The sequence below is a fragment of the Alcanivorax sediminis genome, assembly GCF_009601165.1.
Lineage (GTDB): Bacteria > Pseudomonadota > Gammaproteobacteria > Pseudomonadales > Alcanivoracaceae > Alcanivorax > Alcanivorax sediminis.
In genome coordinates this window covers 2,366,179-2,378,525 of sequence record NZ_WIRE01000001.1, presented here as the reverse complement: position 1 = coordinate 2,378,525, position 12,347 = coordinate 2,366,179, and the positions used below count along the sequence as shown (strand labels likewise).

Here is a 12,347-nt window from a genome sequence, read left to right as displayed (position 1 = left end):
CTCTACTGCCGGGCCCCGGTGATCAAATCACGCCGGTGCGACCTGCCGGCGGGTTACGACGTCACTTGAACAAACTATCGCGGATATCCTTGAGACCTTCTTTCGCGCTGTCCCAGGTTTTCTCCACATTCGTTTTCACTTCTTCCCAGTGTGTGTTGCTTTCATTCCGTAAACTTTCCAACTGGGATTTCAGCTCTGCCTGTTTTGACTTTAATTCCAGCTTGCGCTGCTCCCACTCATGACGGACCCGTTCGCCCGCTTGCTCCGCCTTGATCTGGTACTGCTCAAAATCATTATCCAGCTCGTCCAGCATGGCCTTGAGCCGCTCGATTAGTTGCTTGCGATCCATCACTCACTCCTTTTCGTTGGGGGTAGTGAATGAGTGTGGGCGCATTAACGAATTTCCACCATCAGAATGTAAAAAATAAAGGGCCAGCTTGCCGCTGGCCTCATTCTCACGGGGTAGGTCTTCAGGGCGTAGGTCCTACGCAGCTTTGATGCACGTTGAGGTTCGTCAGCAATCCCGCTGTCGCACTCAACTCAATTTGCAGGGCATCAAAATTTTCGCTGGTGTCCACAAACAGCACTTGTTGATTGGCCCCTGCTGGCGAGAGGAGATTCAAGCTCAGCACCCCCCCATCCCCTGAGGACGCCACCACACTCCCCCCACTGAGCAGGTCCACACTGATCTGGTCCAGGAGGGACAGACTCAACAGGCCCATTGGTAACGACACCGAGAACAAAGCACGGTTATTCCCTGTGAAGCTGCTTCCGGAATCCACCTCCAGTCGCGCCCCTCCCGCTACACCCAGCAGCACCGTCATTTGGGCAGCACTGGAAACGGAAGCGTCGGTCACGTTCTGCGGATCCGTCACCCCGCAGCCCAGACACAGCAGACCAAAACCTTCGCCAGTGGCGGTGGCCGTGGGTGCCAGCAAGGGATCATAGCCATTACCACCGCTACCGCTGCAGGTGAACTCGAGATCACAGACATTACCGATGCCATCGGCATCTGCATCGGCTTGATCAGCGTTGACGGTGTCAGGACAGTTATCAACGCTGTCTTCGACTCCATCATTATCGGCATCGAGGTCGCAGGCATCACCAATGTCATCACTGTCTGCATCGGCCTGATCGGCGTTGGCAACATTGGGACAGTTGTCCACGCTGTCCTGTATGCCATCGGCATCGCTGTCAGTCAGTAAGTCACACGCATCGCCAATACCATCCATGTCAGTATCCAGCTGCAGGGTGTTGGCCGTCAGTGGGCAGTTATCCAGCACATCGGCAATCAGATCATTGTCATCATCCGGATCGCAGGCATCTCCCAGGCTGTCTCCATCGTTGTCTGCCTGACCCGCATTGGCCACCAATGGGCAGTTATCACTCAGATCGTCTACGCCATCACCATCCAGATCCAGATCACAGACGTTACCGAGGCCATCGCCATCGGTGTCCGCTTGATCACTATTGGGGATGCTGGGGCAGTTATCGGATTCGTTGACCACATTGTCACCGTCCAGATCACTGTCGCAGGCATCTCCCACACCATCGAGATCCAGATCAGTTTGAAGCGGATTGGCATTGACTGGACAGTTATCCAGCGCATCGGCAATCCCGTCGGCATCGCTATCCGTGAGCGGATCGCAGGCATCGCCAAGGCCATCACCATCCGCATCGGCCTGGGAAGCATTGGTGATCAACGGGCAGTTATCACTGACATCTTCGATGCCATCGTTGTCATCATCGGAATCACAGGCGTCGCCTGCTCCGTCCAGATCCGTATCCAGCTGCAGAGGATTGGCTACCAGCGGACAGTTATCAGATCCGTCCTCCACAGCATCTGCATCAGAATCCGTGTTGGTATCGCAGGCATCGCCGCTACCATCCAGGTCACTGTCCGCCTGATCGGTATTGGCTGTCAGCGGGCAGTTATCGAGGAGATCGGGTACGGTGTCGTTGTCATCATCCAGGTCACAGACATCCCCCTCACCGTCGGCATCGTTATCACCCTGCCCTGCATTAGCCAGGCTGGGACAGTTGTCTGTATCGTTGGGGACGCCGTCATTGTCGATATCGTCATCACAGGCATCACCAATACCATCCAGGTCACTGTCCAGCTGCGTCACGTTGCTGACTAGCGGGCAGTTATCAATGTCATCGATAACCAGATCTCCGTCGGCATCTCCATCGCAGACGTCGCCGGTGCCATCGAGATCAGTATCCAGCTGATCCGGATTGGCATTATTGGGACAATTATCCAACCCGTTCAGCACCCCGTCATTGTCGATGTCCTCATCACAGGCATCACCCAGACCATCAAGGTCCTTGTCTTCCTGAAGGGGGTTGGCATCCTGCGGGCAGTTATCCAGTGAGTCCGCAATCAGGTCACTGTCTGAATCGGTCAGCAGATCGCAGGCATCGCCTATGCCATCGCCGTCCGCATCGGCCTGGCCACTGTTACTGATCAGCGGGCAGTTATCGACCCCGTCATCAACACCGTCACCATCGTTGTCGGTATCACAGGCATTACCGATCCCGTCGAGGTCCGAATCGAGCTGATCAGGATTAAAGGTCAAAGGACAATTATCCGCACTGTCCTCTATCAGATCAGAATCAGTGTCCGTATCAGTATCACACGCATCGCCGACTCCATCTCCCAGGCCACCGTTGTCGCTATCGGCCTGATCAGGGTTTAGAACGGCCGGGCAATTATCCACAAGATCCGGAACCCCATCGCCATCATCATCGGCATCGCACTGATCACCCAGTCCATCGGTGTCCAGGTCAGCCTGAAGGGGGTTAGGGATAAGCGGACAGTTGTCTGAGGCATTGGCAACGCCATCGCCATCGGTATCGGTAAAGCTGTCGCAGGCATCCCCTTCGCCGTCCAGATCACTATCCAGCTGATCGCTATTTTGAACCAGCGGACAATTATCCAGTACATCAAGGATCAGATCGTTATCATCGTCGGGGTCGCAGTTATCACCCAGCCCATCCGCATCGGTATCCAGTTGATCCGGGTTGGCCAACAGCGGGCAATTATCACTGGCATCAACAACACCGTCGCCATCCAGGTCCGTATCACAGGCATCACCGTTACCATCGCCGTCGGTATCCAGTTGCACTGGATTGAATGTGAGTGGGCAATTGTCTGAGACATCAGGCACGGTATCGCCATCATCATCACTGTCGCAGGCATCACCCGCCCCATCGTTATCGGTATCAACCTGGGACGGGTTGGCCACAGCGGGGCAGTTATCTACCCCATCATCAATACCGTCACCGTCGGTGTCCTGGTTGCTATCGCAGGCATCCCCTGCCCCATCACCGTCCGTATCAGTCTGATCCGGGTTAGCCGTCAGTGGGCAGTTATCCGTGCCATTCAGTTCACCATCACCGTCCACATCGTTGTCGCAGACATCGCCAAGCCCATCGCCATCCAGATTTTCCTGACCAGGGTTGGCCGTTGAAGGACAATTATCGATATCATCGTTGACACCATCACCATCTCGATCCGCATCACAGGCGTCCCCCTGACCATCTCCATCCAGATCGCTTTGGGTGGGGTTATTGGCCAATGGACAATTATCATTCTGGTTAGGGACCCCGTCCCCATCCGGGTCCGGGTCACAAATATCGCCAATGCCATCGTTATCGGTGTCATTGGTTTCCGAAGGGGCGCCGGGACACAGCAAGGCCTGATTGGTCGTGGGTGAAGCAGGACTGCCATCTGATTGGCCATCGCCTTCGGCCATACAGCCGGCCAGCAACAACAGGGCCGGGGCCAGCAGCCCGAGCCGAATGGCATCCCGCTTGCGGGGGGAGGCAGAGAAAGACATATCCTTGTCCTGTCTGGGGTCATTTCTCCCTATCTTCCCCCCGGATTTTCAGGATGGGCAGCCCACAGGCATAAACAGTTGCCCGGGTGGGCCTTTTGCCAGTATCAGCGGTGTCCCTGCCGGGATCAGGAGCTTTCCCCCAGTGCCTCAACATAACCGAGATAGCGGTTCTTGATCTGACGTACATAGTTGACCGGCTCTGAGCCACGCACGTAGCCGTATCGTGCCTTACGGGCATACTGGGGCTTGGAAAGCAGCAGCATGGCCTGCTCCACGTTACCGAACCATTTGTCCGGGTCCTTGCCCAGCTGTTCGGCAAGCCTGCGCGCATCCTCCACATGCCCATGCCCGGCATTGTAGGCCGCCAGTGTGAAATAGAGTTTTTCGGCCAGGTCCAGACGAGCCGGGAAACGCTGCTCCAGCCAGTCCATGTAGGCCAAGCCTGCAGCGACCCCGATCTCAGGGTTGGTCAGATTGCTGTAGCCAAACTGCCGGCCGGTGCGCGGCATGACCTGCAACAGCCCTTGCGCCCCGGCAAAGGAGCGGGCCTTGGGGTTAAAGCGGCTTTCCTGGTACATCTGCGACGTAATCAAGCGCCAATCGAGCCCGTACTTCAGGGACTCGTCCTTCACCAATGCATCAAACGGGGAAATATCCTTGCCCGCACTGATTCGATATTGCTCGTGGCTGGCAATGGTCTTCTTTTCCTTGAAGTAACGGTTATACGTCACGTTGTAGAACAGGCCGCGATAATTGCGGGCAATATATTTATCCAGTTGTTCCTTGAGGGCGGCCTGCTCCGGGCGCATGGCCCAGGCAATGTCCTTGGCCGGGTCGAACTGGTACAAAACCGCCACATCATCCCGGTAGGTGGACTCCATCTCAGCAAGATGGCTATCCGCCATGGTCAGGTCGTAGACACCGTGGGCAACGGCATCAATCAACTGTTCAGTGGTTATGCCATCAACTGCCACGATATCGAACTTCAACCCTCCCTCCCTGAGGCTCTGCAGTGTCTCGTAGAAAGCACTGTCAGGGCTTACCGCCACTGAGCGGCCGGTGAGGTCATCCAGGCTGTCCATGGGGGCGTCATCGACGCGGCCGATGAGTTGCTCATTGATCTCAAGATAACGCTCACTGAACATCCAGCCTTGTTGCTCACGCTCAGGGGTACGGGTCATGGAGGCCGCGATCACATCGCCCTCACCTGCCTGCAACGCATCGAACATGGCAGAGGGTGAATCCTTGACCTTTACACTGACACGCAAGTTGTGTTGTTTGGCAAAATGCTTGATGAGCTCATAATCAAAGCCCATCAGCTCACCACGCCACATGAAATAACTGGCCGGGTTGTTGGAGGTGATGACTCTCAGCACCCCCTTCTTCTTGATCGCCGTCCAGTCACGAAGCTCAGGCTGGTCCACAGAGGTCATCACCCGTTCGCTGGTGATGTACTGATTCATTTGATCAAGCAACTCGGTATTATCCTTGCGGACCGCCCAGGCGATCCGGCGCTTGCGATTCACGACCGGCCCTGCGACCACAGCACTGGTGGCCCCCTGATTATCCAGCAGGACATCGAGCATGTTGCTATCAACAATGGTAGCCGCCAGCTCTCCACTCTCGACCGCTTCCACCAGTTCTTCGTCAGAAAGCTTGCTGTCCATCACCTCAACGCTGATATGCTCATGCCGTTTTGCCAGTTTTTCAGCGGTTTCCTGGTAGGCGGTGCCTTCGGGTACAGAGATAGTCAGGCTTTCCATCTCCGACAATGGCTTGTCCGCCAGTGCGGCGGGTAACACCAGTTTTTCCTGCACTGAATTGATGGGGGTGGAGAAGGCGAGCGTTTTTTTACGGGTTTCGGTCACGGTGTAGTTGGTAACGATGATGTCAGCGCTACCCGCATTGATCAGCTCTGCCAATTCATTGAAGTCATCCGCGTAGACCCAGCGTGGCTCGAGGTCCAGAGATCGCACAAAATCTTCAGCCTGGGCCTGATAATCCGCACTGGGAATGCCATCCCGGGGAAGACCTGAAGGCTCATCAAACTTCGGCGCCAGCAGGCGTATGTAGCCGCGGGTACGCAAGGCAGAAAGATCACCGGTTTCCTGGTAGTTTTCGAAGGTGCTGACGGACTCGCCCACCGCCGGCTCCGGGGAATCGCAACCTGTAAGCAGGGCCAGCCACAGGCTCGCTACCAACGTCATACCCACTCGCATGAATTTCCCCTCTGTTGTGATCCTGATACTAGAGTACCTGTTCAAAAACGGTGGGCCAATCGCGAACCGAAGAGCGGTAATTAGCAACGCACAAAACCAGATTGGCGGGGGCATAAAAAAAGGGGCCCGAAGGCCCCTTTTCATTTCCATGATAACGATGCGTTACGGACTGCCAACACACACATCGTGAACACGGAAGGTCTTGTTGACGTTAACCAGACCTGCGTAGTCCAGCTGCACGGAATCGAAGGTCACGCCCGGATTCGGAGCGGCCAGGAAACGCTGGGTGCTGTTGGCGCCGATGCCAAGCAGATCCAGATCAAGCACTCCGCCTCCAACTACCGCACTCGCCACTTCCACACCTTCGTCGTAGAAACGAATGGTGGTGAAGTTACCCAACAGCTCAGCATTCAACAGTTGCGACGAGAAGTCGGAGACCACAAAGCCGATAACGTTGTCTGTGATGTCGTTGTTGGTGTCGTTGGCGTCAATCGCCAGTGCCGCTCCACCATACACCAGCGCAGCACCGATATTCAGCTGGGCGAAAGTGGCATTGATTTCATCGATGCTCAGCTCAGGATCATCGACGCTACAGCCCAGGCACACACCCAGTACGTCACCGCTGGCGGTGTAATCCGCCTGCGTCAGAGATTGATAGTTCAGGGCGGCACCACACTCGAACGCGTCATCACACACATCACCCACACCATCACCATCACCGTCAGCCTGATCGGCGTTAGGAATAGTTGGGCAGTTGTCATCTCCGTCCAGAATACCATCGCCGTCCTGATCATTAGCCGGGCCGCCGGGGCCGTCAGGGTCACAAACATCACCAATACCGTCGTTATCGTCATCTGCCTGGTCAGCATTGGCCACCTGTGGGCAGTTATCCGCGTCATTCGGCACGCCATCACCATCACGATCGTCATCGCAGACATCGCCAATACCATCCAGGTCCTGGTCCGCCTGGTCAGTATTAGGTGTCGTCAGACAGTTGTCCTGGTCGTCCAGAATGGTGTCACCATCGATGTCGCCCTCACAGGCATCACCAACACCATTGCTGTCCGAGTCAGCCTGGTCAGCGTTGGCGGTATAAACACAGTTGTCGGTGTCATTTGGAACGCCGTCGTTATCCGCATCGTCATCACAGACGTCACCAATACCGTCGTTGTCCACATCGCTCTGCTCTGGGTTGAAGATAGTCGGGCAGTTGTCGACACCATCATCGATGCCATCGTTGTCCTGATCGTTATCCATGTCGCAAGCGTCACCGATTCCATCCATATCGGTATCTGCTTGATCGGCATTGGCCACCAGAGGACAGTTATCGGTATCGTCAGGGGTGCCATCGCCATCACGGTCGTCGTCACACACATCGCCGATACCGTCACCATCCTGATCTTCCTGCATGGCGTTCGGATTGACGGGGCAATTGTCGACGGTATCCGGGATACCGTCATTATCCTGATCAGCATTACGGGTGGACGGCGTATTGCTACTTCCGCTCGTACCATCACCATCGGCTTCACAGCCTGCCAACCCCAGCCCCAGTGTTGCGGCCAGCAGAATGGCAAAGATTGTCTTCATCGAACTACTCATGATCTCTCTCCTTATTCGCTGACGCGGAATTCAACGCGGCGATTCATGGCTCGGCCTGCAGCGGTTTCATTGCTGGCAACCGGATCCACTTCACCGTATCCACGAGACGTCAGACGCTCTGCCGCAACCCCTTTCTCAATCAGGTATTTGCGAACAGAATTGGCACGCTTGTCAGACAGGCTTTCGTTGTACTCGGCAGAGCCAGAGCTGTCGGTATGACCCGCGATTTCCACATTGAAATCCGTCTGCGCGTTCAGGGAATCGGCCAGCTTGTCCAGGGTCGGACGGGAAGATGCCGTAATCTTCGCAGAGTTCAGCTCAAAGCCGATGTTGTTGAAGGAAATCGTCTGGTTCTTGAGCAGACAGCCCTGGCCATCTACCTTGCCGCCAGCAAGCGTGTTCGGACACATGTCGCGGCTGTCGGCAATGCCGTCATTATCGCTATCCGCTTCAGCAACAACCTTCTCAACGACTTTTTCTACTTCGCGAGTCTGGTAGACAATCTTTTCTACTTCGACAGTGCGAGTAACACCCAGCGGAATTTCCAGGCCGAGTGAGAGGCGCCAGTCATTGAAACCGCCTTCACCGTCAGAAGTCGTGCCAGACACGCCATCAAAATCGTCATACATGTAACGGCCTTCAAAGCGCAGCTTGAGACCGTTATCGAAAATCGGGCCGGTCACCGCACCAACCCCCACGTTGGCATGCAGATTCAGGCCATCGTCATCATCGGGAACCACATCGTTATAGATGCCGCCAATCTGGGCGAGAACGAACGGGGTAAACCCTTCTCGATCGCCAAAGGCATAAGCCACGCCTGTGCTCAGGCTGTACTGGAAGAAGTCAGTCACATCATCGACCCCCGTATCCAGCCCATAGCCGGCGCCTTCGGTCTCCCACCAGAGGTGATCTGACAACTGACGACCATAGATAAGACCGCCACCCAGCCCTTTGCTGGAAATGTCGCGATCATCATCAAGAATCAGGTAATGCATCATTGGCGCCAGGTACTGGCGAGTTGGATCAGTACTCTCATCAGCAGCGATGGCATTCGTTGCCAGCATGATGCCGGCTGCCAATGTACTGATACGTATGCTTCCTTTCATGGCTACCCCCCTTGGGTATGAATGAACAGTGCAATCATTAGAATAGGAGGCGGAATCAAAAAAAATTGGGTTACGGTGGTTTTGCGTTACGGTTATGTTGTGCCCCCAGCCATATCCATGAGTTGGGTAACACGTTGTGTACTTCTGTGAACAGCCTTCACGCTTTGCCCACGCATTCCCGCGCGCGCCGTATACACGGGGTGTCCTTTACGGTCGGCGCAATCATTCCTTTTGCTGCCTCTGTATCCAACATACCCTGAGTCAAGAGGCTCTCCGCTGCCAGCGGGCGCTGTATTGCTTACGCTTATCGGTAAACACACTTTTCTCCACGGATCACCGCCGTCGCGGCCTCAACTTGCTGTACCCCCTCGATGGCACTGATACACTGACCTCACAAACCTACTGGAGATCTGCCATGCGTTCCCTGATTGCGGCACTGCTTCCCGCCCTGCTCCTGACAGGCTGTGCCAGCACCACGGATGTTGCCACCCGCTACACCAGTGACGGCAGCTTCCCGAAACAGGACCAACTGCTGTTGGTGGCGCATACACCGGAAGGCAGCGTGCGGGAAACCTGGGAGCTGACCTGCAGGGATATATTTTCCAGCGATTCGTTGACCATTTTGCTCAGCCATCAGGAATTACCGTTATGGTATGAAGGCGGAAAACAACGCATTCTCCACTGGGCGCAGGAAACCGGGGTAGACCGGATTCTCGTCGTGGAATTGACCCACTTGCTGATTGATGCCGCTGAGCCGCCACAACCGGTGAACCAGCTCAACGCCATGAACCAGACCCCGGGCAGCCTTCCTCCCACCTGGGAAGTTGGCATTGGCGGTGACCTGAGAAAAGCCGACATCCCGGAAGCGCTTCGCCAGCACGGTGCTGAACTGATTAACGCAGAAGGCAACCCGATCTGGACCGGTGTAGCCACCACCCACGAAGCCAATAACATGGCGGTCATCGCCAAGAGTCAGTGCCAGGCCCTGCGCAAAACACTACGTGAACAGGGATACCTGTAACGCAGGCAAAATGTGCACCTTCCTCGGGTGCTGCGCCCGTTGCCGGTATCCAACCAGACACCAGACAACGGAAAAATCTCTATGACAGGCCCACTCCACGGACTGACTTTCATTGAGCTGGCCGGCATTGGTCCCGGCCCCTTCTGCGGCATGATGCTGGCCGATATGGGCGCTACCGTCATTCGCGTCGACCGTCCCGGCGGCAACCCCCATTCTGCTATCGGCCACAGCGTTCTGTTCCGCAATCGCCAGAACCTGGCGCTGGATCTGAAAAAGCCCGAAGGCATCGAGACCGTACTCAAGCTGTGTGAAACTGCCGACGGTATCTTCGAGGGCTTCCGCCCTGGCGTCACCGAGCGTCTTGGCATCGGCCCGGAGCAATGTATGGCCCGTAATCCCAAGCTGGTTTACGGCCGCATGACCGGCTGGGGTCAGACAGGCCCGCTGGCACAGGCTGCTGGCCACGACATGAACTACATTTCTCTCTCTGGTGCACTGCACGCCATGGGCCGTGCCGGCGAAAAACCGGCCATCCCGCTCAATCTGGTAGGCGACTTTGGCGGTGGCGGCATGATGTTGGCTTTTGGACTGGTCTGTGCCGCATTGGAAGCACAGCGCTCTGGTGAAGGCCAGGTGGTCGACACCTCCATGGTGGAAGGCTCCGCGGCCCTCATGGCCATGTTCTACGGCCTCAAGTCCCAAGGGCTGTTCAGCGATCAACGCGGTACCCATATGCTGGATTCTGGCGCCCACTTTTATGAAGTGTATGAAACTGCTGACAGCAAATACGTTTCCATCGGCAGCATCGAGCCTCAGTTTTACGCGGAGCTGTGCCGCATTGCTGAATTGCCCGCCGATGATTTTGGCCATCAAATGAACCCGCCCAAATGGCCGGAGATGAAACAAAAACTGGCGGCTGTCATCAAACAGAAGAGCCGTGATGAGTGGTGCGAACTCATGGAAGGAACCGATGTCTGTTTTGCACCGGTACTCAGCCTTGAAGAAGCGCCTTCACACCCGCATAACGTGGCTCGCGGTTCCTTTGTGAACGTGAGTGGCAGCATTCAGCCGGCACCGACACCGCGTTTCTCTCGCAGCAACGCTGGCGAAGTGAGGGCCGCAACCACTGCCGGGGCAGATAGCCTTGACGTGTTGCGTAGTGCAGGCTTCGAAGAAAGCACCATCGAATCATTAATAGCCAGTGGCGCGGTGAAACAGGACTAACCCCTCTGCTGACCACTGGCCGCCCCCGGCAATCCGGGGGCTTCAAGGAGGCAACCATGAACCCGGTGATCCCCGGAACCACCCTCGCCATTCATCCGGAACGATTTCCCGACGCCGTTACCGATCTACCTGCGGCCAGCACCCGCCACGCGGTGCTGGCCGGCGGCTGCTTCTGGTGTGTAGAAGCGGTGTACCTGAACCTTGAAGGCGTTGTGGCCGTCACCTCCGGTTATGCCGGCGGCGCCCCCAGCACCGCCAATTATGAAGCGGTCTGCACCGGCACCACCGGCCATGCTGAGGTGGTGGATATCGAATACGACAGCAACGTCATCAGCTACGGGGAGCTGCTCAAGGTCTTTTTCTCCGTGGCCCATGACCCCACACAGAAAGACCGCCAGGGTAATGACCGCGGCACCCAGTACCGTTCCGCCATTTTCTTCCAAAGCGATGAAGAAAAAGCAGTGGCAGAAGCCTACATCCAGCAACTGGAAGCCATTGGCGCCTTTACCGCGCCTATCGTGACCACTTTGGAACCGCTGGAGCAGTTCTACCCCGGCGAGGCCTACCATCAGGATTTTGCCCGCCGGAACCCTCAACAGGGCTACATCCGCGCCATCGCTATGCCCAAGGTGGAAAAGCTGATCCACGCCTTCCCTGACAAACTCAAAGGAGACGCCTGATGAACGAGGCGAAATCCGCCAGCGGGTACGACCTGACCCCGCTAACCGATGCTGAAAAACAAAAAAATGCCGCTGAGCTCACCGAAGAAGAGCGCCGTATCCTGCTCAATCAGGGCACCGAGCCACCCTTCTGCGGTGGCCTGCTGGATAACAAGGAATCCGGCGTCTATCACTGCAAACTATGCGACCTTCCCCTGTTCAGCTCCGACAGTAAGTTCGAATCCGGCACCGGCTGGCCCAGTTTTTATGCGCCCTTTGATGAAGCCCATATTCGCGAAATCCGTGATATCAGCCACGGCATGATCCGCACGGAAATCCGCTGTACCCGCTGCGACGGTCACCTGGGTCATGTCTTCCCCGATGGCCCGGCACCCACCGGGCTGCGTTATTGCCTGAATTCCGCATCCATGGTTTTCAAGGCCCGCTAATCAGACCGGCATACACTGCGCGCTTCCGGCAGTGTGTGCCTGATCAAACCCGGCCCGTTGACGCCGCCTACGGCGTCTGGACGATGGCACGGCCATATGCCGCCATGCCAACAATCGGCCCTGAGTGTTGCCCCCCTGTCCTCTCCGCCTCACTGACTTGACCGTAGAGAACCACGTTCGATTCTGTCATTGCCTAACACCACACGCTGTATACCATCAGTTTCATAC

Annotated in this window: 9 protein-coding genes; 4 read left to right on the top strand and 5 right to left on the bottom strand. The window is 56.2% G+C overall.

All coding sequences use genetic code 11. The annotated features are described in order from the left end of the window. Positions 1–61: 61 nt before the first annotated feature. From GFN93_RS10800 to GFN93_RS10780, 5 genes are all read right to left on the bottom strand, one after another. On the bottom strand, positions 62–349 hold the full coding sequence (locus GFN93_RS10800; protein ID WP_153501101.1) for a sll1863 family stress response protein: 288 nt from the start codon (positions 347–349) through the stop codon (positions 62–64). A gap of 121 nt (positions 350–470) precedes the next feature. After that, positions 471–3,842: a thrombospondin type 3 repeat-containing protein gene (locus tag GFN93_RS10795; RefSeq protein ID WP_153501100.1), complete on the bottom strand. Its 3,372-nt coding sequence runs from the start codon at positions 3,840–3,842 to the stop codon at positions 471–473. 125 nt (positions 3,843–3,967) lie between these two features. Next, a complete protein-coding gene (locus tag GFN93_RS10790; RefSeq protein WP_153501099.1) occupies positions 3,968–6,061 on the bottom strand; it encodes an MltF family protein in 2,094 nt (697 codons plus the stop codon). Between the two features lie 162 nt (positions 6,062–6,223). Further along, entirely contained in the window at positions 6,224–7,660 is a 1,437-nt protein-coding gene (locus GFN93_RS17625) for a thrombospondin type 3 repeat-containing protein (protein ID WP_153501098.1), read from the bottom strand. Between the two features lie 11 nt (positions 7,661–7,671). Further along, positions 7,672–8,766, bottom strand: a complete 1,095-nt coding sequence (locus GFN93_RS10780; protein WP_153501097.1) for an OmpA family protein — start codon at positions 8,764–8,766, stop codon at positions 7,672–7,674. Between the two features lie 415 nt (positions 8,767–9,181). On the opposite strand from GFN93_RS10780, the gene GFN93_RS10775 reads away from it, so the two are divergent. The 4 genes from GFN93_RS10775 (at position 9,182) to msrB (ending at position 12,119) form a co-directional block, all read left to right on the top strand. Further along, positions 9,182–9,787: a hypothetical protein gene (locus GFN93_RS10775; RefSeq protein ID WP_153501096.1), complete on the top strand. Its 606-nt coding sequence runs from the start codon at positions 9,182–9,184 to the stop codon at positions 9,785–9,787. An 81-nt stretch (positions 9,788–9,868) separates the two neighbouring features. Continuing rightward, positions 9,869–11,011 (top strand): CaiB/BaiF CoA transferase family protein, encoded by a 1,143-nt coding sequence (locus tag GFN93_RS10770; RefSeq protein ID WP_153501095.1) that lies wholly within the window; start codon positions 9,869–9,871, stop codon positions 11,009–11,011. Between the two features lie 56 nt (positions 11,012–11,067). Beyond that, positions 11,068–11,691, top strand: coding sequence for a peptide-methionine (S)-S-oxide reductase MsrA (gene msrA, locus GFN93_RS10765; protein ID WP_153501094.1), 624 nt, complete (start codon positions 11,068–11,070; stop codon positions 11,689–11,691). After that, the gene (gene msrB / locus GFN93_RS10760; protein WP_153501093.1) at positions 11,691–12,119 is read left to right on the top strand and encodes a peptide-methionine (R)-S-oxide reductase MsrB; all 429 of its coding nucleotides are present in this window, start codon (positions 11,691–11,693) and stop codon (positions 12,117–12,119) included. The genes msrA and msrB overlap by 1 nt, the downstream gene beginning before the upstream one ends. The last annotated feature ends 228 nt before the right edge of the window (positions 12,120–12,347 follow it).

Coding starts and splice junctions, on each gene's coding strand:
- GFN93_RS17625 (WP_153501098.1), bottom strand. CDS start 7,660: ATGAGTAGTTCGATGAAGACAATCTTTGCCATTCTGCTGGCCGCAACA.
- msrA (WP_153501094.1), top strand. CDS start 11,068: ATGAACCCGGTGATCCCCGGAACCACCCTCGCCATTCATCCGGAACGA.
- GFN93_RS10780 (WP_153501097.1), bottom strand. CDS start 8,766: ATGAAAGGAAGCATACGTATCAGTACATTGGCAGCCGGCATCATGCTG.
- GFN93_RS10770 (WP_153501095.1), top strand. CDS start 9,869: ATGACAGGCCCACTCCACGGACTGACTTTCATTGAGCTGGCCGGCATT.
- GFN93_RS10775 (WP_153501096.1), top strand. CDS start 9,182: ATGCGTTCCCTGATTGCGGCACTGCTTCCCGCCCTGCTCCTGACAGGC.
- msrB (WP_153501093.1), top strand. CDS start 11,691: ATGAACGAGGCGAAATCCGCCAGCGGGTACGACCTGACCCCGCTAACC.
- GFN93_RS10795 (WP_153501100.1), bottom strand. CDS start 3,842: ATGTCTTTCTCTGCCTCCCCCCGCAAGCGGGATGCCATTCGGCTCGGG.
- GFN93_RS10800 (WP_153501101.1), bottom strand. CDS start 349: ATGGATCGCAAGCAACTAATCGAGCGGCTCAAGGCCATGCTGGACGAG.
- GFN93_RS10790 (WP_153501099.1), bottom strand. CDS start 6,061: ATGCGAGTGGGTATGACGTTGGTAGCGAGCCTGTGGCTGGCCCTGCTT.